The organism is Cloacibacillus porcorum, from assembly GCF_001701045.1.
Lineage (GTDB): Bacteria > Synergistota > Synergistia > Synergistales > Synergistaceae > Cloacibacillus > Cloacibacillus porcorum.
Genome location: NZ_CP016757.1, coordinates 1,349,453 through 1,372,240, shown reverse-complemented (window position 1 = coordinate 1,372,240; position 22,788 = coordinate 1,349,453). Strand labels below are relative to the sequence as shown.

At 55.4% G+C, this 22,788-nt stretch carries 23 protein-coding genes; 4 read left to right on the top strand and 19 right to left on the bottom strand.

Annotated elements, in window-relative coordinates:
* Nucleotides 1-347 precede the first annotated feature (347 nt).
* From BED41_RS06215 to BED41_RS06145, 15 genes are all read right to left on the bottom strand, one after another.
* On the bottom strand, nucleotides 348-1,109 hold the full coding sequence (locus BED41_RS06215; RefSeq protein ID WP_066744134.1) for a hypothetical protein: 762 nt from the start codon (nucleotides 1,107-1,109) through the stop codon (nucleotides 348-350).
* Between the two features lie 420 nt (nucleotides 1,110-1,529).
* Complete coding sequence (locus BED41_RS06210; protein ID WP_066744131.1) at nucleotides 1,530-2,825, bottom strand: porin family protein; 1,296 nt, start codon at nucleotides 2,823-2,825, stop codon at nucleotides 1,530-1,532.
* A 190-nt stretch (nucleotides 2,826-3,015) separates the two neighbouring features.
* A complete protein-coding gene (locus BED41_RS06205) occupies nucleotides 3,016-3,594 on the bottom strand; it encodes a hypothetical protein (RefSeq protein ID WP_157102280.1) in 579 nt (192 codons plus the stop codon).
* Nucleotides 3,595-3,620: 26 nt separating this feature from the next.
* Nucleotides 3,621-4,313 carry a ribonuclease III gene (gene rnc, locus BED41_RS06200; RefSeq protein WP_066744128.1) on the bottom strand — a complete coding sequence of 231 codons (693 nt, stop codon included), beginning with the start codon at nucleotides 4,311-4,313 and terminating at the stop codon, nucleotides 3,621-3,623.
* Nucleotides 4,314-4,315: 2 nt separating this feature from the next.
* Nucleotides 4,316-5,572 (bottom strand): beta-ketoacyl-ACP synthase II, encoded by a 1,257-nt coding sequence (gene fabF / locus BED41_RS06195; RefSeq protein ID WP_084002285.1) that lies wholly within the window; start codon nucleotides 5,570-5,572, stop codon nucleotides 4,316-4,318.
* Nucleotides 5,573-5,626: 54 nt separating this feature from the next.
* Nucleotides 5,627-5,878: an acyl carrier protein gene (gene acpP / locus BED41_RS06190; protein WP_008711266.1), complete on the bottom strand. Its 252-nt coding sequence runs from the start codon at nucleotides 5,876-5,878 to the stop codon at nucleotides 5,627-5,629.
* A gap of 82 nt (nucleotides 5,879-5,960) precedes the next feature.
* Nucleotides 5,961-6,698 (bottom strand): 3-oxoacyl-[acyl-carrier-protein] reductase, encoded by a 738-nt coding sequence (gene fabG, locus BED41_RS06185; RefSeq protein ID WP_066744124.1) that lies wholly within the window; start codon nucleotides 6,696-6,698, stop codon nucleotides 5,961-5,963.
* A complete protein-coding gene (gene fabD / locus BED41_RS06180) occupies nucleotides 6,691-7,644 on the bottom strand; it encodes an ACP S-malonyltransferase (RefSeq protein ID WP_066744122.1) in 954 nt (317 codons plus the stop codon). Before fabD ends, fabG begins: the two co-directional genes overlap by 8 nt.
* A complete protein-coding gene (gene fabK / locus BED41_RS06175) occupies nucleotides 7,641-8,588 on the bottom strand; it encodes an enoyl-[acyl-carrier-protein] reductase FabK (RefSeq protein ID WP_066744120.1) in 948 nt (315 codons plus the stop codon). Before fabK ends, fabD begins: the two co-directional genes overlap by 4 nt.
* 11 nt (nucleotides 8,589-8,599) lie before the next feature.
* Nucleotides 8,600-9,568 carry a beta-ketoacyl-ACP synthase III gene (locus BED41_RS06170; protein WP_066744118.1) on the bottom strand — a complete coding sequence of 323 codons (969 nt, stop codon included), beginning with the start codon at nucleotides 9,566-9,568 and terminating at the stop codon, nucleotides 8,600-8,602.
* Nucleotides 9,555-10,568 (bottom strand): phosphate acyltransferase PlsX, encoded by a 1,014-nt coding sequence (gene plsX / locus BED41_RS06165; RefSeq protein WP_066744116.1) that lies wholly within the window; start codon nucleotides 10,566-10,568, stop codon nucleotides 9,555-9,557. Before plsX ends, BED41_RS06170 begins: the two co-directional genes overlap by 14 nt.
* Nucleotides 10,562-11,152, bottom strand: coding sequence for a transcription factor FapR (gene fapR, locus BED41_RS06160; protein ID WP_066744114.1), 591 nt, complete (start codon nucleotides 11,150-11,152; stop codon nucleotides 10,562-10,564). Before fapR ends, plsX begins: the two co-directional genes overlap by 7 nt.
* 441 nt (nucleotides 11,153-11,593) lie before the next feature.
* Nucleotides 11,594-11,794, bottom strand: coding sequence for a 50S ribosomal protein L32 (gene rpmF, locus BED41_RS06155; RefSeq protein WP_066744112.1), 201 nt, complete (start codon nucleotides 11,792-11,794; stop codon nucleotides 11,594-11,596).
* Nucleotides 11,795-12,102: 308 nt separating this feature from the next.
* The gene (locus tag BED41_RS06150) at nucleotides 12,103-12,687 is read right to left on the bottom strand and encodes a YceD family protein (RefSeq protein ID WP_066744110.1); all 585 of its coding nucleotides are present in this window, start codon (nucleotides 12,685-12,687) and stop codon (nucleotides 12,103-12,105) included.
* 7 nt (nucleotides 12,688-12,694) lie between these two features.
* Nucleotides 12,695-13,894 (bottom strand): acetate/propionate family kinase, encoded by a 1,200-nt coding sequence (locus tag BED41_RS06145; protein ID WP_066744108.1) that lies wholly within the window; start codon nucleotides 13,892-13,894, stop codon nucleotides 12,695-12,697.
* Between the two features lie 81 nt (nucleotides 13,895-13,975).
* Between BED41_RS06145 and BED41_RS06140 the strand changes: the two genes are divergently transcribed.
* The gene (locus BED41_RS06140; protein ID WP_066744105.1) at nucleotides 13,976-15,187 is read left to right on the top strand and encodes a tRNA(Met) cytidine acetate ligase; all 1,212 of its coding nucleotides are present in this window, start codon (nucleotides 13,976-13,978) and stop codon (nucleotides 15,185-15,187) included.
* A 174-nt stretch (nucleotides 15,188-15,361) separates the two neighbouring features.
* On the opposite strand, the gene coaD is transcribed toward BED41_RS06140, so the two are convergent.
* Together coaD and BED41_RS06130 are read right to left on the bottom strand one after the other, a co-directional pair.
* The gene (gene coaD, locus BED41_RS06135; RefSeq protein ID WP_066744103.1) at nucleotides 15,362-15,850 is read right to left on the bottom strand and encodes a pantetheine-phosphate adenylyltransferase; all 489 of its coding nucleotides are present in this window, start codon (nucleotides 15,848-15,850) and stop codon (nucleotides 15,362-15,364) included.
* Nucleotides 15,843-16,331 carry an RsmD family RNA methyltransferase gene (locus BED41_RS06130; protein ID WP_229712431.1) on the bottom strand — a complete coding sequence of 163 codons (489 nt, stop codon included), beginning with the start codon at nucleotides 16,329-16,331 and terminating at the stop codon, nucleotides 15,843-15,845. The genes coaD and BED41_RS06130 overlap by 8 nt, the downstream gene beginning before the upstream one ends.
* A gap of 95 nt (nucleotides 16,332-16,426) precedes the next feature.
* Here BED41_RS06130 and BED41_RS06125 point away from each other — a divergent pair, with 95 nt between their 5' ends.
* A complete protein-coding gene (locus BED41_RS06125) occupies nucleotides 16,427-17,617 on the top strand; it encodes an MFS transporter (RefSeq protein ID WP_066744101.1) in 1,191 nt (396 codons plus the stop codon).
* A 91-nt stretch (nucleotides 17,618-17,708) separates the two neighbouring features.
* On the opposite strand, the gene trmB is transcribed toward BED41_RS06125, so the two are convergent.
* Nucleotides 17,709-18,647 carry a tRNA (guanosine(46)-N7)-methyltransferase TrmB gene (trmB, locus tag BED41_RS06120; protein WP_066744099.1) on the bottom strand — a complete coding sequence of 313 codons (939 nt, stop codon included), beginning with the start codon at nucleotides 18,645-18,647 and terminating at the stop codon, nucleotides 17,709-17,711.
* Nucleotides 18,648-18,657: 10 nt separating this feature from the next.
* Nucleotides 18,658-19,506: a 16S rRNA (adenine(1518)-N(6)/adenine(1519)-N(6))-dimethyltransferase RsmA gene (rsmA, locus tag BED41_RS06115; protein ID WP_066744097.1), complete on the bottom strand. Its 849-nt coding sequence runs from the start codon at nucleotides 19,504-19,506 to the stop codon at nucleotides 18,658-18,660.
* Nucleotides 19,507-19,811: 305 nt separating this feature from the next.
* Here rsmA and lepA point away from each other — a divergent pair, with 305 nt between their 5' ends.
* Together lepA and hemW are read left to right on the top strand one after the other, a co-directional pair.
* A complete protein-coding gene (lepA, locus tag BED41_RS06110; RefSeq protein ID WP_066744095.1) occupies nucleotides 19,812-21,623 on the top strand; it encodes a translation elongation factor 4 in 1,812 nt (603 codons plus the stop codon).
* A 29-nt stretch (nucleotides 21,624-21,652) separates the two neighbouring features.
* A complete protein-coding gene (gene hemW / locus BED41_RS06105; protein WP_066744093.1) occupies nucleotides 21,653-22,762 on the top strand; it encodes a radical SAM family heme chaperone HemW in 1,110 nt (369 codons plus the stop codon).
* Nucleotides 22,763-22,788 lie beyond the last annotated feature (26 nt).

Below are 22,788 nucleotides of genomic sequence, written 5' to 3'. Positions count from 1 at the left end.
ACTTTTAGTATATAACAATAACTATTATGTTCTATAATTATGTTGTTAGCGCTTATTAGTTATACGGACGATATATTTTTTGCCATAATTCCGCAGAGCATATACCTCGTTTATTGTTGTATTTCTTTCAGATGGGTTACTTTAAATTTTTCGCGCGCACCTATATATAACCTATATATAAAGGTAGGTTTTATTTATTGTCACTACGAAGAAACAATATGGACGCGTCATAATTTATCTTGATGATACTGTTATGATAAATATTTGATATAAAACCTTCTATATATAATAGGGTAGAAAAAAGCCCGAGCGTTATGCTCGGGCTTTTTTCTACCGGGATGGTTCTATCACTGAATCGCCGCCAGTTCGTCCAATCTTGCCTGTATAGTTGATATCTCGCTGTCTATCGCCGCCATCTTCTTCGCCTCTTCCGCCTTATCAGCGCGCAGCTTTTCAAGACGCTTCAGCAGACGGTCAGTCTCATACTTCGCGGCGGCCCTGCCCTGGAAGAGTTTGTTCGGATCGTCATTTGCGATATCCCAAATAAACTCCGTACGCCTGCCGTCGGTTATTGGGCTTATCGTCGGCGAGAATATGAGTTTTACCTGTTTTACGCCTTTAAGGAGATCCTTTCCTGTCTTCTCGTCATATCTGTTGAAGAAGACGAGCCCCTCTTTTTCTCCCTGGAATCTGAAGTTGAACCTCTTGTCGTAATCGGCCATCTTATATTCTTTACTGCCGATCATCAGCTTGGCCATGACGTCAAAGGGGCCAAGGTGCATGCTGGGTCCGTTGTTCATGAACTCTATACGGATAGGGATCATCTCTTCCAAATGCAGGGTATTCAGCAGCCGGTATTTATATTCGTCGGCCTCCTGTTGTGTCCAGAGGTTTTTATTAGCTTCGCTCTGCACCAGAGCTTCGATATACTCTGTCGAATAATAGGTAGCCTTTATCTCGAGATTTGAAACCTGGTCCTCCCTGTCAAGCAGCCTTGTCTTTTTCTCCCATCTTGAAAGGACCTGGTCTGTGGCTGCGGCATTTGCTGTGGCCGCAAAAGCGGTGATCAGACAGACGAACATCAAAAGCCCAATTATATTTCTCCTCAAAATTGTTGCCTCCTGTTTTTAAGTATCGGTGATTTATATTTGATAAATCCGCGAAATAAGACGAACTATAAGGCCTAAGCAAAAAGACGTGTTAAATTTTCCTTAAAAATACCCCCTCCTTTTGAAGAGGGAATATCAACAATCAATATTTAATAACTCTTCAAAATAAAATGAACCATAAGACCTAAGTAAAAAGACGCAATATGTCTTCCTTAAAATTACCGCCTCCTTTTAGAGGAAAATATCAACAATTAATATTTGATAATTCTGTAAAATAAAATGAACCTTAAGACCTAAGCAAAAGAACGTATTTATTTTTCATTAAAAATACCGCCTTCTGCCAATTAAACATAAGAATTAAGTAAAAAGACGTAAAAAACAGAGACCCTTACGGGTCTCTGTTTCAAGTGTTGAGTCAGATTAGAAATTGACTGTCGTACGGAACTTAACCACGTGGTTGTCTCCGCTGTAGAATCCGAGAGGATTGTTGTCACCGTAGTCGATATGGTCATAGGTGAGCTGGAAGGCCACCGCCGGTGTGTACTGGTAGTTCACGCCGATCGTGTAGTTCTTCGCGTCATCAAGAACGTCCTCATCATAGTCAGCCTGAGCGTACTTGAGGAATGTGCTCCACTTATCGTTCCACTGCTGAGTCGCGCCGACCATCCAAAGCTTCGTTGTGCTGTCAGCACCGATCGGCCTGTTGTCGGAGATTGAGGGAACTACACCCCAGTCCATGTTGTTCTGCTGGTTGAGTCCCATGAAGGAGTTGTCGACCTGCTCGTACTGGAGCCAGAGGCTGGTGAACTTGAGAGCTTCCTGCTTCACGTCGAGGACCGCTTTCCATGCCTTCGGGCTGTCTTCCATTACTGCCCACTGATCGCCAAGATTCTGGAAGTAGTAGATACCCTTGAGTTCGATCGCCGGGGTGAACTTAAATCCGGCGTAGATAGCGTAATTATTTACGTCAAGATCGTCAACATCTGCTATACCAGCGTCGCCGACATTCCAGTAACCGGTCGCGCCAAGCATGAACTTCTCGTTGGGCTTCCAGTTGAGGTCGAGGATATAACCCATGTAGTCGCCAACATTGTTCGTGTAGTCATAGCCGCCGCTGAAGTTACGTCCGATAACAGCCGTAGCGGTGAAGTTGTTCCACGCCTTACGAAGCTGGAATCCGTCTGCGCGATAGCTGCCGTAGATCGGGTTAGCGTCATATTCCCAATAGAGCCCGTTGTCGCCTTCGAAGTCAAGCAGGAAACGTCCAACGCGGAGGTCGATGTTGTAGGGGAGCTTCGTGTCAACAAAGATACGATCCCAACGAGTGTCGGCTCCGCTGATGTCGCCGCGGCCCGTACCCGCTACGTACTGTCCCATACGGAGACGTGCGTAGAGTGACGTGTTCTCCTCTATCTGCTTCCTGAAGGTGAGGTCGAACCATTCCTTGTGGAATTCGGTGCTTGCGCCATTTCCGTTATACCAATCGTTGTCGTCGCTGCTGAAGTTAGCGTCGAACTTGAAGCTTCCGGAGAGTTTCCATCCGCCGAGACGATCTTCAAGAACGGCAACGCGCTTGTCGATTTTGTCGACCTTCACGCCGAGGGCGTCGAGTTCGTCTTTGAATTCCATGACGAGCTTCTTGAGGAGTTCGAGGTCCTGCTTGCTGGCCTTTTCAGCGTCTACCGCTACAAGAGCGCGCGCTACTACCGACGCCATTTCGTAACGTGTAGCCGGCTGTGCACCTTTGAATGCTATATATTTATTTTAAGATATTATTTTCCTTTTATTCTATCTAATTGTAGTCTAATGTAATTATTATTTGTATATTTATGTATGTTTATATATTTGCATAGACTGCTTTTTTTGTCACTTGTTACACAGCAACTATACCCCGCCACTGCCGGATTTAGTCAGTTATCCCAACAACTATGCAGCGGATATCGCCCGAAGTATCTTTTATCGCCCTCAGACTCTTTGTATAGGTGTAGGCGGCGTTTTTGTTTTTAGCTGGGGTTACGGTGACCTTTTGTATGTAGGCTCTCTCTATGGCGCCGCCTGGCGTCTCCACGGGCGGGATGCGCGGAATGCGCAGTTTGTCGGCGGAGGCGGTGAATTTATCGGTATAGTGAAGGTCTATGGTCTGACAGGAAAAGTTATAACTCGGATATTCCTCCGTCATTATTTGGAAGAAACCTTTAGGAACGTCCAAGATAGGACTCTCTACCGGCTCGGCGGAGATGGCGAAGTAGTCTCCTTTGGCGATATCTTTTATATTTACCCGCAGCCACTCTTCGGCCAGCGCCGAAGCTTGTGCGGTGGCGTTTTCAATTCTTAGCCGCTCTGTGCTGATATTATTTTCCTCAAACATTGCCGTTGCCGCCTGGAAGGCGAGCGACGCGCAGATCATAAGAACGCCGCCGAAGATAAGCACTGTGACGATTACGAAGCCCTGTTTTCCGCCGGTTGGCTTTTTAACCTCCATCACTGGATATCTACCATACGGGATATCCCCTACTCGCGTATCTTTTTCAGCGCGATTTCCGCGGCTTTAAATTCGGCCTCTTTGGTCGACGCACCCCAGGCTTCGGCGAGGATTTTATCTCCCGTCATGAGCCGCACTTTGAAGTTTGAGGCATGGTCAGGACCGACGCGCTCCAGCATTTCGTAGCGCGGCACGTCTATCCCCTGCCGCTGAAAGTATTCCTGGAGTTCGGTCTTGGGGTCTTTGACGACGGAAGCTCCCGATATCTCCGGCTTGGTTTGCAGGAAGTTTGAGACGGCTTCGGCAGCTTTCTGAAATCCGCCGTCGATAAATATCGCCCCAAAGAGCGCCTCAACGCAGTCGGCGGCAATGGAATCCGTCGGCCCAGATTTTACGAGACTTTTGCCTATCCTAATGAGGCCTTTGATGCCCATCTCGGCGGCCCAGAGGCTCAGGCTGTTTTTACAGACTATCTGAGCGCGCAGACGCGTGAGCTGGCCTTCGTCATAGTCAGGATAGGAAAGGAATAGTCTGTTTGAGGTAACGAGCTCTAAAACGGCGTCGCCGAGAAATTCCAGACGCTCGTTGAATTTGACGCCGTTTTCATTCGCGTAGGAGGAATGGGTAAGCGCCTCTTGAAGGAGGTCTATATTGTTGAACTGGTAGCGCAGTTTTTTTTGAAAGGCGCGAAGAAGTTCTTCGCGCCCTTTGTCTGTCTTCATTATCAGTCTTTACAGCTCTGGATGGCAAGTACTCCGTTGTGTCCGCCGAAGCCGAAATTATTTATTATCGCCCGGTCGACCTTGGCCTCTGCCGCTTTGTTGGGAACGGTGTTGAGGTCACAGTCAGGATCGGGCGTTATCTGGTTTATCGTCGGATGGACTATGCCTTTGTCTATCGCAAGGAGCGTAGCGATCGTCTCGATGGCCCCGGCGGCGCCAAGCGCATGGCCGACCATCGATTTCGTAGAGTGGACAAGAACTTTTTTCGCGTTATCTTCGCCCAGCAGGCGTTTGATCGCCATCGTTTCCATTTTGTCGTTGAGCGGCGTTGAGGTGCCGTGAGCATTTATGAGGTCTATTTCCTCAGGCTGCCAGCCCGATTTTTTGACGGCCATCGCCATTGCGCGGTATGCTCCGTCGCCGTCGGGATCTGGGGCGGTGATGTGGTGCGCGTCGCATGAAAGGCCGTAGCCGGTCACTTCGGCGTATATATGCGCGCCGCGGGCCTTGGCGTGCTCATATTCTTCAAAAACAAGTATTCCCGCACCCTCGCCGATCACAAAACCGTCGCGCTCCGCGTCGAAGGGGCGCGAGGCATGCTTGGGATCATCGTTTCTGTTCGAAAGGGCTTTAAGCGAGGCAAATCCGGCTGTGGCAAGCGGCGATACGGCCGCCTCCGCGCCGCCTGTGAGCATCACGTCGGCGTCGCCGCGCGCGATGCAGTTGTAGGCCTCGCCCATGCTGTTTATCGAGCTCGCGCAGGCGGTAACGACTGCCATGTTCGGCCCTTTAGCGCCAAAGCGGATGGCGATGTAGGCCGCTGGCATGTTAGTGATCATCATCGGCACCATGAAGGGGCTGACCCTGTTGGGACCTTTTTCGTAGAGTACGCGGGAGTTTTCTTCGAGCGTATGGATGCCGCCCTCTCCGCTGCCAACGTAGACGCCGAACAGATTTTTATCAAGTTTTTCTATGTCAAGTCCTGAATCTTCCACCGCCAGGTCTGCCGCCGCCGCCGCGAAATGAATGACACGGTCTGTACGGCGAACCTCTTTTTTATCCAGCCAATTTTCCGGATTGAAATCTTTTACTTCGGCGGCTATTTTCGTGGTATGCTGGGCTGTATCGAATAATGTGATGAAATCGGCGCCGTTTTCCCCGCGCTCAAGGGCATTCCAGAATGCTTCTTTTCCGATTCCGATTGGGGTGACAGCACCGCAACCTGTGATTACCACTCTTCTGTTGTTCATTGGTGTCATAGGCTCCCTCCTGAGTAAGAGGGGGGACTACAGAGCAGTCCCCCAATGCTTTTCTTAGTCTTCGACTGCAAGCTTCGTCTTAACGTATTCCATCGCCTCGCCGACGGTCGTCAGCTTTTCGGCGTCCTCATCGGGGATCTCGATGTCAAATTCTTCTTCGATTCCCATGATGAGCTCGACGATATCGAGCGAGTCGGCGCCGAGGTCTTCAACAAACGAGGCTTCCGGCTTGATCTGGTCCTCTTCCGCGTTAAGGCGGTCCATTACGATTTCCTTAAGTTTGCTCTGTACTTCTTCCATTTTCATAGCATATCTCTCCTTTACGAGTATTCGTTCTCTGATTTTTTTGTTTATGTCAAAAGCCTATTATGGCTTTATAACCGTTTTACTACATTGTAATGCCGCCGTCAACCGCTATGACCTGTCCCTGTATGTATGAGGCGTTTTCAGAGGCCAGGAAGGCGACGGCCCCCGCCACATCCTGCGGCGTTCCCACACGGCCCGCCGGTATCGATTCGACAAATTTTTCTTTTAGTTCGTCCGAGAGCACGGAGGTCATGTCCGTATCGATGAATCCCGGCGCTATCGCGTTGGCGGTGATGCCTTTGGCGGCAACTTCACGCGCAAGGCTCTTTATGAAGCCGATCATGCCAGCCTTCGCCGCCGCGTAGTTGCACTGCCCCGCGCTTCCGCGCAGCGCGTTTACGGAGGTGATGGCGATGATGCGCCCCCAGCGCCCCTTAAGCATCGGACGCACCGCCTCTTTTGCGCAGTAGAATAATGAGTTGAGGTCGGTGTCTATCACGTCGCTCCATTCAGCTTCCTTCATGCGCATGAGGAGGTTGTCCCTCGTGATGCCCGCGTTGCAGACCAGGATGTTCACGGCACCCAGCTGTTCCGCCACCGTCTTGAACATCTCTTTGACCTCGGCGGCGTCGCCTACGTTGGCCTTGACGGCCACCGCCTCGCATCCCATCGCCCTTATTTCGGCGGCGACTTCGTTCGCGGGGCCCTCGGAACTGCTGTAGTTAACGGCCACGGAACAGCCGTTCTTCGCAAGCTCCAGGGCGATGGCACGGCCTATGCCGCGCCCTGCTCCGGTCACCAGCGCTACTCTCTTATCCATTGTTCATGCCTCTAAGGTAGTCGGCGGCGATCATGAGCTCTTCTGAGGTTGACACCGCATAGGGACGCTTGCCTTTGCATATCTTTCTCACAAGTCCTGAGAGGACGCTGCCAGGGCCAAGTTCGATATATCCCTCGACACCCTCGCCCTCCATCTCAAGAACAGACTGCGACCACATTACGGGCGAGAAGGTCTGGTTGTAGAGGGCTTCGCGCACGGCTGGGATCTTCTGCACCGGGCGGGCGTTCACGTTCGCGATGATGGGGAACTTCGGTTCGTGCCACTCAATGCTCTTGAACGCCTCTTTGAGCTTATCCGCCACCGGACGCATCAGGTCGCAGTGGAAGGGAGCGCTTACCCGCAGCGGCACCACTTTGGCGGTGTATTTCTGCTCGATGAGGGAGACCGCGCGGGCCACCGCTCCGGCATGGCCGGAGATGACGATCTGTGTCGGCGAGTTGATGTTCGCCGCCTGGCAGACCTCACCCTTCGCCGCTTCGGCGCAGATGGCGCTGACGTCGGAGAGTTCCATCCCGATGATGGCCGCCATAGAGCCAACTCCAAGCGGAACGGCGTCCTGCATAAGGCCGCCGCGTTTGTGCACGAGGCGCACGCCGTCCGCCAGCGAGAGCGCGCCGGAGGCTACGAGCGCCGTGTATTCGCCCAGGCTGTGCCCAGCCATGCAGGAGGGTTCTACGGCGGTACCGAGCTCCTGCTCAAGCGCCCTGAACATCGCTACGCTGACGGTGAGGATCGCCGGCTGGGTAATCTCGGTGTGGGCCAGCTCTTCAGGAGTGCCGTTGAATATGATGTCGCTGAGCGAAAATCCAAGCGCTTCGTCTGCTTCGTCAAAGATTCTCTTCGCCGAGATGTATCGTTCGTAAATATCCTTTCCCATTCCGGGACGCTGGGCGCCCTGGCCGGGGAATATCATGGCATATTTCATCTGTTATACCTCGCCATTTCTGAAAGAATGTTGTTCATCTGAGAGATAACGCTCTCTATAATGACAGCCGCCGGTTCGATGGCATGGACAAGTCCCGCGGACTGTCCCGCCATCAGGGAACCCATCTCGGTATCCCCCTCGACGACGGCAAGGCGCAGCTTTCCAGCACCGAGTGCCTCCAGCTCTTCCGCGGAGGCGCCCCTCTTTTCAAGCTCTTCGTACTGCTTAATGAATTTGTTTTTTATCGCGCGCACAGGATGTCCAAGGGAGCGTCCCGTCACCGCGGTGGCACGGTCGTTGGCCTTGGCTATTTTTTGTTTATAATTTATGTGCACGTTGCACTCTTCGGCGCAGACAAAGCGCGTCCCCATCTGAACGCCCGTGGCTCCGAGCACAAAGGCCGCCGCCGCGCCGCGTCCGTCCGCGATGCCGCCCGCAGCGATCACGGGGAGATTCACGGCGTCCGCGATCTGCGGCACAAGGTTCATCGTCGTGATCTCGCCTATATGTCCGCCCGCCTCCATGCCCTCGGCGATCACCGCATCCGCGCCCTGCTTGGCGATGCGCTCGGCATGCGAGACGGAGGCGACGACGGGAATGACGGTCGTGCCGAGCGGCTTGAGCTTGTCAAGCACCTTGCCGGGCATTCCCGCGCCTGTCGTCACTACTGGAACGCCGTGTTTGGCGGCAAGCTCCAGCGCGTCGTCGGCAGTGGGCGACAGCAGCATGATGTTAAGTCCGAAGGGCTTGTCGGTCAGAGTCCTGATCTTTATCAGCTGCTGCTCAAGAAGGTCGGCGGGCATGTTAGCCGCGGCGATTATCCCAAGACCGCCGCCGTTGCTGACCGCCGCGGCGAGGTCCGCGTCCGCGACCCAGGCCATTCCGCCCTGTATGATGGGATATTTGATTTTCAGCAGGTTCGTTACCGGGTTTTGTTCAAACATCGTATCTCTCCTTACGCCTCGTAGAGCAGCGCTCCCAGGGTCATCCCCGCGCCGAAGGCAGTAAACATTACCTTCTCCCCTCTCTTTATGCGGCCCTCTTTCATCGATTCATCAAGGGTCACTACCAGAGAGGCGGCGGATGTATTTCCATAATTTTCCAAATTGACGAGGGTACGGTCGGTGGAAACGCCGAGACGCTTGAAGAGTCCGTCGATGATCCGCGTGTTGGCCTGATGCAGCACCCAGAAATCCACCTCCGCCGGAGTTACCCCTGATTTTTCACAGAAGTTCTTGAGGAAAGGCGGCAGGTGTGTATTGACGAAACGGAACACTTCGGAACCTTTCATACGCAGCACCGGCGAGGGGGTACCTTCTTCTTTGTCTATCGTTATCAAGTCGTATTTGTTGCCGTCGGCCACTATTTCGCCGGAGACAAAGCGGGGACCGCCCTCCTCCGAACGCGTAAGGATGCACGCGCCCGCGCCGTCGCCGAAGAGAATACAGGTCGAACGGTCATTCCAGTCAAGGACACTTGCAAAATCTTCCGCGCCAATGACGAGCACGTTGTTCCAGACGCCGCTCGCGACACCGCCGATCGCCGTCAGCATCGCTGTGAGGCTGCCCGTACAACCGGCCAGGACATCGTAGGCACCAGCATTATTAGCGCCCAGCTTGCCCTGCACCTTAGCCGAGGTACATGGACAATAGGTGTCGGGCGTATCCGTAGCGACAATTATAAGGTCCAGATCGTCCGGCTGCAGCCCTGCATCCGCCAGCGCCGCCAGCCCAGCCTTATAGGCAAGGTCGCTGCATCTTTCATCATCCGCGGCGATGTGACGCTTCTTGATGCCGGTGCGGCTCTGTATCCATTCGTCGCTGGTGTCAAGGAACTTCTCAAAATCAAAATTAGTCATTACCTTTTCCGGGATATATTTCCCGGTTCCCGCGATCTTCACGGGATATCCGTTAATTATTGCCATTTTGTACTCCTCGCGCTATCTCTTCTCTTATTCTGTCAACACCGTTGCGTTCTATAAAATTGGCCGCTCCCGTAAGGGCATGCGCTATGGCGTTTGCTTTGGAGCGTCCGTGTACCTTGACAACGCTTCCGTTTACGCCGAGCACTGGGGAGCCGCCGTATTTCTCCCAGTCAAAACGGCCCATCACTCGTTTCATCGCGGGCCACATAAAGAAAAGTCCTATTTTCGGCAGTGTGTGATGTATATATTCCTCTTTAAATTGGCTCTTCAACAGCTCTCCGAGCCCCTCGCCGAACTTTATTATCACGTTGCCTGTGAAGCCATCGCAGATTACGACGTCGGATACGCCGTTAGGGATATCCTTGCCCTCCGCGTATCCCTGGAAGTTAAGGCTGCTGGACTCTATCAGCTCCCGCGCCGCGGAGATAACGTCGTCTCCCTTCGTCATCTCCTCGCCGTTGCTGAGCAGGCGAATGGAGGGATTTTCAACATTCTGAAAAAGCTTCATATATATGGAACCCATCTGCGCAAACTGCAGCAGGTTGATCGGCTTGCAGCGTACCGTTCCGCCGACGTCCATAAGCAGCGTTGAACGATTGAGCACCGGTAACACCGCGCCAAGCCCCGGGCGGTCTATTCCCGGAATGCGCCCGAGAAGGAGCACCGCGCCCGCCGCGATCGCTCCTGTGTTGCCGGAGGAGACGATGCCGTCGGCCTCCTTGGAGCGGACCATTTCAAACCCTACTACGAGGCTGGAGTTTTTCTTCCTCCTGATCGAAAGGGAGGGAGAGTCGCTGCCGCTTATCACCTCGTCGGTATGAACAATATTAAGCCTGGAACGTACGTTTCTCTCCGCCTTTTCAATGAGCGGCTTTATCTTTTCGCTGTCGCCTACAAGCGCGATCGAGAGGTGAGGCTTTTCTCTGCAGGCAAGAATCGCGCCTTTGCACGGTTCCTCGGGCGCGTGGTCTCCGCCCATTGCATCCAGTGCTATCAGCATATTTCGTCCCCCAATTTTTCGTTATTGTGAGCGTCTATCGCGGCGACCACAAAGCGTCCGACAAATATCTCCCTATCGCCGCTGCGCGAATGGACGCTGACGACATATTTGTTTCCCTTATGCGTGCCGACCTTCGAGCGGGCGATGATCTTGTCTCCCAAGTAGGCGGGCTGGCAATATTTGAGGCGCGCCGTCGCAATGACAACCATTTCCGCGTCTATCGTCGCGATCGCCAGCAGCGCGGCCTGCGCGTAGATATAGTAGTCGCTGACCATCTCCGTCTGCCGAAAGGCCATCTCCGGATTCGTCGAGAGCATTGAAAGGGCCCATTTATTTGGCTCAAGCCCTACAAGCTCCCCCACTACCTCATCCGCGCAGAGCGATTTCAGGCGGCTTGTGGCATGCTCCGCCATTGATCGCATCCGCTCGCGCAGCTCGGGAATCGCAAGCAACACCCGATCGAGGCGCACGGTGCTTAAACTGACGCCAAGCGCCGAGGATATCTCCTCGTCCGTCATCAGAGGATTTGACTCTATTAGTTTTATAAGCTGCCTGTGCCTCTGTTTTCTGCCTTCCGAACGCATTTGCTTCTCCTTAAAGAAACAGCTTTAATCAATAAACTTATAAAATCTACCGCTCAATTAAGAGCTGGTCATAACACCAGACAAGATATTATATCTTAGGATTGTTGTCAATAGGAAATTTTATAATTTACGGAGTATGTGGCATTTCTTTTATGAAAGTTTTCTATATTTTCGTTAACGCCGAAAACCGTTGTACTTCCTGATAAAAACATGAGGGCGCGGCAAATAAAAAACGCCTGTCCCTTCGGCCACAGTTTTCATCCGCGCGGCGAACATGGCGATAAAGCCATACATTTTCCACTCGGGTCCAACCGTTTCACAGCGGCAATTAAGACCGAAGGAAAACCAGACAAAAATCGGGACGGCTGGCCGCCGTCCCGTCTTTGGCTGTCAAACAGAAAGCCGCCGCTCCGCCGCGCTAAAACACGGCGGCAGGCGAATTTAATCTGTCGTCTTTTCTTCAGCGATCTTGACGACCTGGCGGCCTTTATAGTAGCCGCACGCCGGGCAGGCGCGGTAGGTCTGGATCATTTCGCCGCAATGCTTACAGGCCGTAAGGCTGGGGGCCTCGAGCTCACCGAGCCAATGTGCCTTACGGTTGTGTGTGCGGGCATGGGATACTCGCCTCTTAGGTGTTGCCATCTTCTATTCCCCCCTTAAAATAAGCCACTGATTATATGCGCCCTTGATGAACAAACTAAGTTCAATTATGAAAATCAAAGATTTTCTATCTCACTTACCGCGTCACAGGCAGTTCCGCCGGTGGCTACAACGTATTGATTATACGCTTCGCCCCAGCCGAAACCTTGACGGCAATAACGTCTAACTCAGCAAAATAAGCGCCGAACATCAGACGAGACGAAAGCGGTTTAACCAGTAATCACTAAAAACTCAGTCGGAACACTTTTCCAACTGGACAATTCTATCACTAATTTCGTTTTTTTGCAGTACTATTTACCGCTATCTTCCACAAAATTTCTCAAAACATCGAAGCGCGGGTCGCGGCTCTCCTTTTTGCATCCGCAGGGCCCCAGGTTGAGGTTCGCGCCGCACTGGGGACATAACCCCAGGCAGTCCGGCGAGCAGAGGACCGCGCCGGGCAGCGCGGTGATGAGGACCTCCCAGATGAGCTGTCCCAGATCGATCTCGTCCTCCCATGAATCAAGGATGATGATCTCCTCTTCTCCGTCTTTGCTTTCCTCCGCCTTTTCCCGCTGCTGCTCGTCGCGGCGCAGGGAGAAAATGTACCGCAGCTCTCCGCCAACCTCGGTACGGGCAGGCTCAAGGCAGCGCGCGCAGGGCACGCTGACCTCCGTCCGAAGGGAGACGGTGACAAGCACGCGCCCCTCCGAACGGTAAGCATCCACCCGCACCTGCGGGTCGGAGAGGAATGTGTATATCTGGTCCCAGTAGCTCACCGGCCTGTCAATATGCACAGAAAAGCTGTCCTCGTACGGAGCGCCGTCTTTGGGAACGGCGGCGAGTACGAGCCGGTACTTCCAGCTTTTGGGAGCCTCTTCCAGATATTTTTCCATTATTTTCTTACTTCGCTTCCTCCGCGCATCTCTTGGTGTCGCGCGCGATCGCCATCTCCTCGTCCGTCGGGACGACCATCACAGTAACCTTCGAATCTGGCGTGCTGAAGATTACCTCTTTGCCGCGGCAGTTGTTCTTCTCAGGATCAATCTTGATGCCCATGAATTCCATCTGCTCGCAGACCTCTTTACGGAAACCGATGCCGTTCTCGCCGATGCCGGCGGTGAAGACAACTACATCCACGCCGCCCATCTCGGCCGCGAAGGAACCGATATACTTTTTCACGCCGGTGATGAGGATATCCTGCGCGATCTTCGCACGCTCGTTGCCGTTGGCCGCCGCCTCTTCAACGTCGCGCAGGTCGCTGGAGATGCCGGAGACGCCGAGGAGCCCCGCCTGCTTGTGGACGATGTCGCTGACCTTCTGCGCGTCGCCGTAACGCTCCATGAGGTATATCATGACCGAGGGGTCGATATTGCCGCTTCTGGTGCCCATCAGGACGCCCTCCGCCGTACCGTAGCCCATCGATGTGTCGACCGATTTGCCGCCGTCTACCGCGGTGATCGAGCTGCCATTGCCGAGATGGCAGGTGATTATCTTAAGGTCTTTGATGTCCTTGCCGAGGATCTCCGCGGCGCGGTGCGCCACATAACCGTGGCTGGTGCCATGGAAACCGTAGCGGCGGACGCGGTCTTTCTCATAGCAGTCATAGGGAGTACCGTAGATGAAGGCCTTCGGCGGCATCGTCTGATGGAAGGCGGTGTCGAAGACGACGACGTTCGGCTTTCCGGGAAGGACGTCCATGACGGCCTTGAGTCCCTGAAGGTTGGCAGGATTGTGAAGCGGCGCGAGGGGAATGACCTCTTCGATGCCCTTGACGACTTCCGGCGTGACGAGCACCGACTTGGTGAATTTTTCGCCGCCGTGGACTATACGGTGGCCCGTCGCGTAAAGCTCGTCGAGGTTCTTGAGCACGCCGAGCTCAGGATCGACGAGGATGTCGAGAACGTATTTGATGGCCGCCGAATGGTTGGGGAACGGAACTTCGCGCGTTACCGCGTCCATACCGGTCTTGGTGTGCTTGATGCGCGAGCCTTCGATACCGATACGCTCGACGAGCCCCTTCGCAAGGACCTTTTCGCCGTCCATTTCGATGAGCTGATACTTCAAAGACGAGCTGCCGCAATTGAGAACAAGAATTTTCATTAGAACCGAATTGCCTCCCTTAATCTGATTGTACCGCCCCTTTATGGTATCCTAATGCACAGTAAAGGACGGTGAATCTCTATGCTCTACCCCGTCGCCGGGATTGTTGCCGAATATAACCCGCTCCACAAGGGGCACCTCTATCACATAAAAAAGGCCCGCGAGCTCTGCTCCGCCGAGGCCGTGGCCATCGTTCTCTCCTCCGATTTCGTCCAGCGCGGCGAACCGGCCCTGCTGGATAAATGGACAAGAGCGGAGGCCGCCCTCCGCTGCGGCGTCGATCTCGTTATCGAGCTGCCCGTGATATTCTCCTCGCATAACGCTGGCGTCTTCGCAAACGCCGCCGTGGACATACTCGCCGCAACCGGCGTAGTGACGCACCTTTCGTTCGGCGCGGAGAATCCAGACTGCCTTGTGGACAGTATTGTTGATATTCTACTAAAAGAACCCGAACCTTTCAAGCCATTACTAAAAAAACATCTGGCGTGCGGCCTCTCCTATGTTGAGGCGCGCGCGCGCGCGACGGAAGAGATGCTGCCCGGAAGCGCCGCGCTGCTGGCTGGCAGCAACAACACGCTGGCGCTTTCATATATAAAGAGGATAAAGGAAAAAAGCTACGGCATGCGCGCCGTGCCGCTCAAACGCCTTGGCGCGGCCTACAACAGCACGGAGCTCGAAGAGTTTGCCAGCGCCACGGCAATACGCGCGGCGCTGAGAGCCGGTGAACAAGAGGCGGCGCTTTCACACATACCGCCGCCGGCGAAGGATATTCTCGCAGACGCGCTGAAAGATGGCCGCGCCTGCGTCGGCCATAACACATTCTGGAGGCTGCTGCGCGCCCTGCTGCTGCGGACGGGCCCTGAAGAGCTGGCAAAATACGCGGAGATCAGCGAGGGACTCGAATACAGAATGCGCGAGGCGGCAAGAGAGGCAAATAGCTTCGCCGAATGGTGCGGGGCCTGCACCTCCAAACGTTACCCAGCGGGACGCATCAGGCGCTCTGCGATACACACGCTATTAGGACTCGGCCACTGGACGAACCGCGCCGCCCAGCGCCTCGGACCACCGTATATCCGCGTTCTTGGGATGAACGAAACGGGGCGGCGGCTGCTCCACAAGATGCGGGAGGGCGCGGCGCTGCCTGTCGTGACGACATACGGCAAGGCGGCGCGGCTTTCGCGGTACGCCGCGGAGACCGCGCGCTATGAATCGCTGGCCTGCGAATTATGGGAAGAGCTGATACCTAACGGACGTTTTGGAGAGGAACATAAAAGACAGATAATAATGGTATAAACAACCGTAATAATGAGAGTAAAACATGGCAGTAATATATGTACGCTGAGCTGCCTGGCAACATATCATCTACGGTATGCAGACTAAATCAGGAATCGATACGTCAAAAACAGACAGACGAGATTCGCGCACAGTGCGAGCCTCGTCTGTAGTTTTTTTATTTTTAAATGTTCATTACAAATTCCGCGGCGGTATCCTCTCGCGCAGCCGGCGGTAGACCCCGGGGGGAACCATGTCGCGCACCGCGCCGCCGAACTGGAAGGCGTCTTTTATCGCGCGGCTGGAGAGGTAGGAGTATTTCGCGTCGGTTACGATGAAAAATGTCTCTATCTCGGGAGCGAGCTGCCGGTTCATCTGCGCGAGCTGAAATTCATACTCAAAGTCGGAGAGGGCGCGCAGGCCGCGGATGATGATGCGGCTCTGCTGCTGGCGCATAAAGTCGACCAGCAGGCCGTTGAAGTATTTGACCTTGACGTTCGGCAGATGCACAAGCGCCTCGCGCGCCATGATCTGCCGCTCCTCCTCGCTGAAGGTGGAGCGTTTCTCCGGGTTTACGAGCACGGCGACGATAAGCTCGTCAAAGAGCGCCGCGGCCCGTTCGGAGATGTATATGTGTCCGTTGGTTATCGGGTCGAAAGACCCGGGATATACAGCCCTAATCATCATTATTCCTCCTGCTGTAGAAGCTGAGCACTGTGCCTCCGTATCTTCTGTCCTCGCGCTCCCACTTCGTTTCGTCCATCGCGGCGGGCTCTTCCTCTTCGGAATGTTCAAAGATTATAACGCCGCCTGGCGCTAAGATCCTCTCGTTCGCCGCCATCAGCTTGGGAAATTCCTCTCCCCAGCCCAAACTGTAGGGCGGGTCGGCAAATATTATATCGAATTCTTCACCGTTTTTCGCAAAGCGCGCAACGGCGCGCCGCACGTCAAAGCAGAGACATTTCACGGAGGGCGGCGCCTTTTTCACGATCTCCGCGTGGCGCTTCCGCTCGGATTCGACGGAGACCACCGGCTCCGCACCCTTTTTCGCCGCCGCCAGCGCCATCTGGCCGCTGCCGGAGAAGAGGTCGAGGAAGCTCCTGCCGTGGATGTTTCCCAGTATATTGAAGAGCGCCAGCATCACCTTGCCGGTCGTCGGTCTCATTTCTTTCACGGTCATCCCCCCACAACGGCTCATGCAAAGAGTATAATAGTGAACATGTTCACTGTACATAGAGATATTGGAGGAATTTTTACATTATGAGCACCAAGCGTACGAACTCTCCCATTTCGGCACAAGATAAAAAAACCCTTTTCGGCGTGATTTTCCTGCACGGTCTGAACGATATGCATTCTACGGCCCTGCCCACGGTGATCCCGATGCTCGCAAAGTCTATCTCTCTGACGATGAGTCAGGCAGGTTTTCTCAACGCCCTCTTCGGCCTCACGAATATATTCGGGCAGCCGATGTTCGGCTTTATCGCGGATAAGCTGCGGCGTCCCTGGTTCGCGGTATGGGGGCCGCTGCTGTCGGTAATAGGAGCCTCTTTACTGCCTCTGGCTCCGAGTTACGGTACCTCCTTTATCTTTGTCGGCATGATGAGCGTGGGAACGTCGCTCTTTCATCCGCAGGGTACCGGCAGGTGCGGCGCGGCGGCCGGCGGAAACGCCCTCGCCTTTTATCTTTCGCTCTTTCAGGCCAGCGGCAGCTTCGGCAGCGCCGTCGGGCCGATATATGTCGTCTTCATGATTTCGATGCTGGGCAAACCCCTTTTTCCCATCGCCGTCATTCCCGCAGTAGCGCTTATCTGCCTCTATCTCTGGCGGCACATGGAGGCGCGCACGGAGGATGAGTTACTGGAGATGAGCGCCAGACCCCGTCAGCATTTCTTTGAAAATCTGCGCTATCTGATCTCCAAGGTCGGATGGATCGTCTCAATAACAAGTGTGCGCGACGCCGTTTTCCAGTCGATCAAAATATTCCTGCCGACGCTTCTCATCACGCGCGGCAGCAGCATCGCGATGGGCGGCATGACGCTTTTCGCCGCCACGCTCTCGGCTACGCTAGCGGGCGTGGCGGGAGGAAAGCTCGCCGATGTGATCGGCGACGAAAGGGTGCTTTTTGGGGCGCTCGCAATCTCTCCCGTCTTTCTCATCGTCGGCCTTCATGATTCAAGCCTCCTCTGTCTGATTTCGTTGATGGTGGGGTTCGCCTTTTTGCAGGCCAGCACGCCGGTCACGACCGCGATGGCCCAGAGGCGCTGCCCAGATTCCCGCAGTATGGTAAGTTCGCTCTCCAACGGAGTCTCATGGGGGATCGCAAATCTCTTCGTCACTCCCGTAGGCGTTATCGCCGATATCGTCGGGCTGCAGGCTACGCTGAACGTCGTCGCCTTTCTGCCGTGGATCGTCACCATCCTGTACACAGGCAGGCGGCTGCTCAAAAAATAGATAGAATGATAAGAATAAAGAAAAAGAGAGGGCACAGCCTCGGTGACGCGCCCTCTCTTTAATTTGTATATCAATAAGTTTTAAGGAAGGGTTACTGCTGCTCCGCGGCGGCTAACGCCTTAAGCAGCGCCGCCCTCATCGCGGGCGTCCGGTATGGATGCCCCACCGAGTCGACCTTTATCGTAACGCCGCGCGGGTTTGGGATCACCTTGAGGTAGAAGTGCTGTTCAAATCCCTCGTCAGCCGTGATCACCAGCAGCAGGCCGACGCCGCCGTCTGAGAGAAAGGCGTCGCGGAAGACCCAGTGGCCCCTGCCGCCGACCCCCTCGCCCTCACAGTCTTTCAGCGAATCTATAACTTCCTTCACGCTTTTCTTTGTCGACGCTTCACATTCCATCGGCCAGTCATCCTCTCCCTCGGGCTTTTCCGTAAGTTCCGTATCCTTGTGTATCGTCAGATGCCACGTATCCTTTCCCATCGCCTTCCACTTCCGCTCGTACTTGGTCACATAGGGGCGGATTGGATTTATCTCCACCGGGTCGGCGCGGAAGGCTGGATTGACGGAGAACACCTCCGCCGTCTCCTGCGCGTACCAGTCAACGTCGGTGGCAAGCTCAAAGCTCCCGCCAGGGCTGATAAGATAGTTCATCAGGTCGGAGAATGATGGCACCGTGACGCGGCGCGAGGCGTGCCTCGTCTTCGGCCAGGGGCAGGGGAAATTCATGTAGACGCGCTCCACGCTCTCCGGCGCAAAACAGTGCCTCAGCAGGAAGCGGGCATCCCCGTGCATCACACGCGCGTTTTCATATCCGGCAGCGAGTATCCGGCGCGCACCCTTCGCGGCGCACCACTGCGAGACCTCGATGCCAACGATGAGCACCTCGGGGTTGCTGCGGGCAAGATACTCGAGGAACTCCCCGTTGCCGAAGCCGATCTCGACAAATATACGCCCGGAGGGCGACATTTCGCGCCAGTCGACGGGCAGTCCGTCGTTTTGGCTGACGATGACTTTGTTAAGATTCCATGACATATTTATCCACCTATTCTCCGCTGTTTTTGTTTTTCAGGCGAAAATCCGGGACCTCCGCAAGCGCAAACCATTTATCGAGCGTAAGTTCCTCCGCGCGCGCCGTCGGTTTCAAACCGTGCGCCGCCAGTATCTCGAAGGCTCTTTCGCGCGTCACGCCGCTTCCGCTGTAACCGACCGCCCAGTTGTTCGCGAGGGTCTTGCGGCGCTGAGTGAATGAGCGCGCGAGCAGCCCACGCCAGGTCCTGTCGTTCGCCAGCACCCTATTTTTCTCTATCTTTATTTCGATGAGCGCGGAGTTCACACGCGGCTGCGGGTTGAAGGCCGTAGGGGGGATCTTTCTCACGATCTCGGCGCTGCCCATCGCCTCGACGGTGATCCCCAGCGGCGAACATTCGCGGTGTCCGGCGGGCGATGCGATGCGCTCCGCCGATTCAAGCTGCACCATCAGCAGCATGTAATCCGTCTTCGCGGGGACCAGCTGTTCGAGGAAGGCCCACATCAGCGGCGTCGTTATATGGTAGGGCAGGTTTGCGATGATCTTGGTCGGCGGCTCCGGCAGCGCGCGCACGTAGTCGAACTGCACCGCGTCGCCCCAAAAACAGGTGCAGCGCCCGTCGCGCGCGGCGATCTTATCGAGCCCCTCGCGTAACCGTTCGTCCACCTCGACGGAATAGAGCGCCTTAAGCGGTGTCGAAAGCAGGCCGCGCGTGAGGACGCCGTCGCCGGGTCCGATCTCCAGCACCACATCCTCCGCCGTCGGCGCCGACCGCTTCAATATAAATTCGACCACGCCTCTGTCGATCAAAAAATTCTGTCCAATATCGGTGTTATGTATAAAGTGCCGTTTATTATCCGCCATTCGCAGTCCATACTTTCGTAGAAAATTTCGCGGTACAGGGTGGTAACTCCGATAAAATTACAGATGTTCCGCAAAGCGGGAACGTCTCTTTCGCCAATTAAAAACGCCCGAGAGGCGGCAAAGAAGAGAAAAAATCCCTTATCTTCGCGGCAGAACACGGCTCGACTCTCGGCGGCACGCTTAATCGGCGGCTCCCTGAGGCCGCCTTTGTATTTTAACATCTATGTTGAGAAAATTATACATTGCCCTGCACCGCCATTATCGGATAAAATACAGTGTGAATTTGAGGGAGTGAATTTACGCGAATGAAATTGGAAAATATCAGGAACTTCAGCATCATCGCCCACGTCGACCACGGGAAGTCCACGCTTTCGGACCGGCTGCTCGAGGCGACGGGCACGATAGAAAAACGCAACATGAAGGCGCAGCTGCTTGACAGGCTCGACATCGAACGCGAACGCGGCATTACGATAAAGTCCGTTCCCGTGCGAATGAAATACAGGGCGCAGGACGGCGGCGAATATATTATGAATCTTATCGATACGCCGGGACACGTCGACTTCTCCTACGAGGTATCACGCTCTCTCGCGGCCTGCGAGGGGGCGATACTGGTGGTCGACGCGGCGCAGGGCGTGGAGGCCCAGACGGTGGCCAACAGCTACCTTGCCACGGACCTTGACCTTGAGCTGGTACCGATACTAAACAAGATAGACCTGCCTTCGGCCCACCCCGAACAGGTGAAGCGCGAGCTGGAAGAGATCATCGGAATCAACGCCGACGACGCGATTCCAGTCTCCGCCAAGACCGGCGAGGGTATCCCCGAGCTGCTGGAACGGATCGTGCGCGACGTGCCGCCGCCCTCCGGCGAGGCCGGCGCTCCGCTGCAGGCGCTGATCTTCGACTCCGTCTACGACAACTATAAGGGCGTCATCTGCTATGTGCGCGTGATGAACGGCACGCTGGAGGCGGGGAAAAACGTCCGCTTCATGGCGACAGGGCGCGATTACCAGATCGACGAGGTCGGCGTATTCAAGCCAGACATGGTGAAGGTAGAACGGCTCGGCCCGGGAGAGGTCGGCTTCATCTGCGCAAGCATCAAAACCATCGACGAGGCGCACGTGGGCGACACTATAACCGACAGCGCGAAGCCCGCCGCCGCGCCGCTCGCGGGATACAAAAAGGTCAAGCCCGTCGTATTCTGCGGCTTCTACCCCGTGGAGCGCGAGGACATCAACCAACTCCGCGAGGCGCTGGAAAAATTACAGATAAACGATTCGGCGATCAGCTTCGAGCCGGAAAACTCCGCAGCCCTCGGCTTCGGCTTCCGCTGCGGCTTCCTCGGGCTGCTGCACATGGAGATCGCTAAAGAACGGCTGAACCGCGAGTTCGGCGTCGACCTCGTGGCGACCGCGCCGAACGTCGTCTACCAGATCGTACAGACGGACGGCTCGATCATCGAGGCGCACCGCCCCTCCGATTTTCCGGACCCCGTCCGCATCGAGGAGATACGCGAGCCCTATATAAAACTTTCGATCTTCATGCCGGAACAGTTCGTCGGCGCGGCGATGCAGCTCTGCCAGGACAAGCGCGGCACCTATGTGGCGATGGATTACATCACGCCGGAGCGTGTGCGCCTCACCTACGACATGCCGCTCGCGGAATTCATCCTCGACTTCCACGACCGCCTCAAGTCCTGCACACGCGGTTATGCCTCGCTGGACTATGACCATACCGGCTTCCGCGCAGCGAATCTCGTCAAGGTTGACGTGCTGCTTCAGGAGGAGCCGGTAGATGCATTCTCCTTCATCTGCCACGCCGATCAGGCCTATCACCGCGGACACGCCGTGGTGGGCAAGCTAAAAGAGCTGATCCCGCGTCAGCTGTTCGAGGTGCCGGTACAGGCGGCGGTCGGTAAAAAGGTCATCGTCCGCATGAATATCAAAGCTGTGCGCAAGGACGTCCTCGCGAAATGCTACGGCGGCGACATCACCCGCAAACGCAAACTGCTAGAAAAACAAAAAGAGGGAAAGAAGCGCATGAAACAGGTGGGACGCGTCTCAATACCGCAGGAGGCCTTCCTCGCCTTCATGGACGTCACCAAGGCGGAGGACAAATAGGGCGGCTCCGCGCCTATTTTCAGCGAAAGATGCCGTTCTCCTCTCTTTATATACACGTACCCTTCTGCGAGCGCAAGTGCAACTACTGCGCCTTTGAGAGCGCCGTGCCGCGCGAGGGTGATGCAGATCTCTGGCTGGAGATGCTGGAACGCGAATTCGCGCTCCGTCTCGCGGCGGCGGGACGACCGCGGCTTGCGACCTGCTACTTCGGCGGCGGCACCCCGACGGTGCTCAGCGGACCGCAGTGGCTTTCGCTCACAAAGCTCGTCGAGAGATACTTTGACTTCATGCCGGAGGCGGAGGTCACCGTGGAGGCGAATCCCAATTCTCTCGCGGCGGAACACCTGCTCACCTGGCGTGACTGGCGTGTGACGCGCGTCAGCATCGGCGTACAGAGCTTTGACGACGTTGAGCTCTCGCAGATGGGAAGGCTCCACAGCGCACGCCAGGCGTACGGCGCGGTCTCGGCGGCTCTCGCCGCGGGATTCTCTGTGAGCGCGGACTTCATCTTCGGGCTGCCGCACCAGAGCTTCGCCAACTGGGGACGCACACTGCGGGAGGCGGTGCGCTGCGGCCTCAGCCATATTTCGCTCTACCAACTGTCGCTGGAAGAGGGCACGCCGTGGGCCTCGCTCGATAAGGACACCCTCGGAGACGGCTACGCCGCCTACCGCTGGGCGCAGTGGTATCTGCCGCGCAAAGGCTACCGCCAGTATGAGGTCGCCAACTTCGCGAGGCAGGGACGCGAGAGCCGCCATAATATCAATTACTGGCGCGAGGGCGAATACCTCGGCGCGGGGCCGGGAGCCGCCGGTTACCTGGCAGGGCTGCGCTACAAGAACTTCGGCAGCCTGCGGCGCTGGGCGGCGGCACTGGCAGATGGTGAGCTGCCGGTCGCGGAGAGCGAACAACTGCCCTTTGAGCGCAGCGCCCGCGAAGCGGCGGTGCTTGCGCTGAGAATGACCAGTGGCCTTGACAGGAGGGAGTTCGCCGAACGGTACGGGCGGCAGGCGCTTGACTCCCTGAGCGCGTCGCTGCAAAAATTTCCAAGAGATCTCTACGAAGACGACGAGCGGGGAATCAGGTTAACGAAAAAGGGCATGAGAGTTGCAAACCTAATTTGGGCGGAATTGGTATAACTTTTCCCGGATTTTCATATACAATT

Excerpts from the sequence above, each read along its gene's own strand:
- BED41_RS06210 (WP_066744131.1), bottom strand. The coding sequence starts at position 2,825 with ATGGCGTCGGTAGTAGCGCGCGCTCTTGTAGCGGTAGACGCTGAAAAG.
- rnc (WP_066744128.1), bottom strand. The coding sequence starts at position 4,313 with ATGAAGACAGACAAAGGGCGCGAAGAACTTCTTCGCGCCTTTCAAAAA.
- fabF (WP_084002285.1), bottom strand. The coding sequence starts at position 5,572 with ATGACACCAATGAACAACAGAAGAGTGGTAATCACAGGTTGCGGTGCT.
- acpP (WP_008711266.1), bottom strand. The coding sequence starts at position 5,878 with ATGAAAATGGAAGAAGTACAGAGCAAACTTAAGGAAATCGTAATGGAC.
- fabG (WP_066744124.1), bottom strand. The coding sequence starts at position 6,698 with ATGGATAAGAGAGTAGCGCTGGTGACCGGAGCAGGGCGCGGCATAGGC.
- fabD (WP_066744122.1), bottom strand. The coding sequence starts at position 7,644 with ATGAAATATGCCATGATATTCCCCGGCCAGGGCGCCCAGCGTCCCGGA.
- fabK (WP_066744120.1), bottom strand. The coding sequence starts at position 8,588 with ATGTTTGAACAAAACCCGGTAACGAACCTGCTGAAAATCAAATATCCC.
- BED41_RS06170 (WP_066744118.1), bottom strand. The coding sequence starts at position 9,568 with ATGGCAATAATTAACGGATATCCCGTGAAGATCGCGGGAACCGGGAAA.
- plsX (WP_066744116.1), bottom strand. The coding sequence starts at position 10,568 with ATGCTGATAGCACTGGATGCAATGGGCGGAGACCACGCGCCCGAGGAA.
- fapR (WP_066744114.1), bottom strand. The coding sequence starts at position 11,152 with ATGCGTTCGGAAGGCAGAAAACAGAGGCACAGGCAGCTTATAAAACTA.
- rpmF (WP_066744112.1), bottom strand. The coding sequence starts at position 11,794 with ATGGCAACACCTAAGAGGCGAGTATCCCATGCCCGCACACACAACCGT.
- BED41_RS06150 (WP_066744110.1), bottom strand. The coding sequence starts at position 12,687 with ATGGAAAAATATCTGGAAGAGGCTCCCAAAAGCTGGAAGTACCGGCTC.
- BED41_RS06145 (WP_066744108.1), bottom strand. The coding sequence starts at position 13,894 with ATGAAAATTCTTGTTCTCAATTGCGGCAGCTCGTCTTTGAAGTATCAG.
- BED41_RS06140 (WP_066744105.1), top strand. The coding sequence starts at position 13,976 with ATGCTCTACCCCGTCGCCGGGATTGTTGCCGAATATAACCCGCTCCAC.
- coaD (WP_066744103.1), bottom strand. The coding sequence starts at position 15,850 with ATGATTAGGGCTGTATATCCCGGGTCTTTCGACCCGATAACCAACGGA.
- BED41_RS06130 (WP_229712431.1), bottom strand. The coding sequence starts at position 16,331 with ATGAGACCGACGACCGGCAAGGTGATGCTGGCGCTCTTCAATATACTG.
- BED41_RS06125 (WP_066744101.1), top strand. The coding sequence starts at position 16,427 with ATGAGCACCAAGCGTACGAACTCTCCCATTTCGGCACAAGATAAAAAA.
- trmB (WP_066744099.1), bottom strand. The coding sequence starts at position 18,647 with ATGTCATGGAATCTTAACAAAGTCATCGTCAGCCAAAACGACGGACTG.
- rsmA (WP_066744097.1), bottom strand. The coding sequence starts at position 19,506 with ATGGCGGATAATAAACGGCACTTTATACATAACACCGATATTGGACAG.
- lepA (WP_066744095.1), top strand. The coding sequence starts at position 19,812 with ATGAAATTGGAAAATATCAGGAACTTCAGCATCATCGCCCACGTCGAC.
- hemW (WP_066744093.1), top strand. The coding sequence starts at position 21,653 with ATGCCGTTCTCCTCTCTTTATATACACGTACCCTTCTGCGAGCGCAAG.